This window comes from Thermodesulfobacteriota bacterium (assembly GCA_031082315.1).
Taxonomy (GTDB): Bacteria; Desulfobacterota; QYQD01; order QYQD01; family QYQD01; genus QYQD01.
This window is the reverse complement of record JAVHLC010000035.1, coordinates 1-2,367: the sequence shown is the minus strand read 5'-3', so window position 1 is coordinate 2,367 and position 2,367 is coordinate 1. Positions and strand designations below refer to the sequence as shown.

General features: G+C 47.3%; 1 protein-coding gene. It reads right to left on the bottom strand.

Features of this window, described 5'->3' with window-relative positions; all coding sequences use genetic code 11:
* Window positions 1-312 precede the first annotated feature (312 nt).
* On the bottom strand, window positions 313-1,800 hold the full coding sequence (locus RDU59_12935; protein MDQ7839385.1) for a hypothetical protein: 1,488 nt from the start codon (window positions 1,798-1,800) through the stop codon (window positions 313-315).
* Between the last annotated feature and the right edge of the window lie 567 nt (window positions 1,801-2,367).

The following is a 2,367-nucleotide window of genomic DNA, read 5'->3' as shown; positions in this document are numbered from 1 at the left end:
CACTCAGAGATCTGCAAAAGTAGTCTTCAGTCCTTTGCTTCGGAGAAAAACGAAAAGCACAAAATCTCTTCCTCATCAAGGCGAAAGCTGTCTGGACAGCATAGTTATACCTCCGAGGAAATAGGCCCACAACTTCAACCCCCGGCATTGCCTCTTGCAGGCCGTTCAGGTCAATTGACTCGCCATCCCGGAAGAACGCCAAGACTCTGCACGTATGACCTCTGCTGGCCAGGTAATTAAACAAATTGAGAGTCTGAACCTGCATTCCTTCCCTGGGCGGGAAACGAAAGTCTGCTAACACAAAAAGTATCTTCAATGTGTGCTCCCCCCCGGCACATTTGTTGCCTGCAAGCGATTACGGCGACCACTTGCATCGCTGAGTCTCATAATCCATTCGCATAGAAACAATGTGACAACATAAACCGGTAATTGATGCAAGATTGCTCTGTCGAGCACTCCATCAATTGCCATCGACAAGACAAACATTAGTAGAAACACCTGTGCGATTATTTTGCTTCTGAGGCCGGAGTCGGCAAGCTTTCTCCATGCCCACAAAACAGTGTACGTAAAAAGCCCCATACCTAGGAGCACCATCCAATCGCCGCCGATTGTGAAGAAGAAACCAACGAGGGATGGGGCCAAACCAAACGCATCAATTATTTCTGGAGGTGCCCCGAAAACATTGACCGTCAAATGCCCGGCAAAACCACGAGGTCCTGTCAATACTTCCCATGTACGCCATCCGAGTGGTTCGGCATCATATGCCACGAGTGCCATAAGAATATCTGAGCCGGATATCCGCATCAAAATGAGATCCAGTGTTGCCCCAAGCATGGACAATAAACTGGAGGAACCCAGAATTTCGGACCGCATCGCGGTGGAAAGAGCTGCGATCATGTTGTCTGGATAACTATGTTGAGCAATGCGCAAAGCCATAATAAACGGATAGAGTAACAGCGAAAATGAACCCACGATCAAGCCAAAGCCCATATGATATGCTCGGATCTTGCCGCCGTTGAGCAACCAAAGTAAACCCAGAGCAATGAGCAAGAAGAAGAGCGTGCTCTTACTCGCTCTCAAAAGCATGTCAGAAATCCCATACAAAATGAGGACTACCGTTCCAAGTAGGGTCCACGACTTCCGTCGTAGTCGGAATCCTCCCCATATAATCAAGATTAGGATTATAGGGATCGTGATGAGTCTTAAATAGACTATTAGCCCCTCCAAACGAAACGGTAAGGCTTGCTTTTGAAGTCCCATAACTATATCAAAACCAAATGTCAACAAAGAACTTACGCCAATTAAAACTAGAGCAACAGTTAACGAAAGATACAAGCTAAGCACAGAAGGCTTTGCTGGTTGCTCTTGGGGTCGATGTTTCTTGTTCAGCAGGCAAGCAGTCCCAGAAATAAAACAAAAGGTAGAAAAAGCTAGAGTTGTAGTAGTATAAACCCTTAACAAGATTTCATCTGAAACGAAGTAATCATAAACCCTCAGCGGCAACAGATAAACTAAGTCTGGATCTATAATCATGAGGTAGAACTTCAGGTAATATGCACCCCAGAATACCAGGAAAAGAATCCAGACGGGTAGATGTTCTATGAAGGGCCTCTTCAATACGGAAAACAGGAAGAAGCACGCGACCAAAGAAACCGCCGTCAAGAAGAAGTACTCAAGCGCATAATCATTGAAGAAATTCATGGTAAGCACGTATCCCACCGGAAATAGAAACGCGAGCAGCCAGCGAAGGCTTGATGATCTTCCACCGGTTTTTCGCTCATAAGCCTTTGTAATCATCATTCAGGTCCTTTCACAGGGCAGTATCTGTGCTACAGATGTCAGGACGGGCGTGTTAAGCCTGTTGGGAAATTCTTAACTTATTCTTTTCAGCATATGGCTGTCAAGTCTTCTGTTTTGGTCCAAAGGCTAGGATAGCATACCAACTCTTTAGCTTGACCAAACGGTAACCACCAATGAGATCTGTAATGTTCGGAATCAGCCCCGGCGTCGAGGTGAATACAGAACCCTCCGGCGTATTGTCGCTGCAAACTGTAAGGGCTTAATAAATGAGATTCGGAATAATGCTTCCTGCCACCAGTTTGACCCCATGCCTCGGAGGACCTCCATTGAAGAGATCGCAGAGCAGCGGTCCCCCTTGAGCGCAGAGGACATAGCCAGATATTGGACTACACTCTTGCAGTAACGCCTGACTAGCTCACGGTACTCGTACAGTGGCGACTCCGGGCAACTTGACCAGTCCATGAAAGCCCGATGTGAAAGGGCCACTTTTTCAGCTTGCCGCGACACCGCCTCGAAGTGAACCCGGTATTGCGCCAATGGCCGAGGACAGAACCGGACTATCCCTCC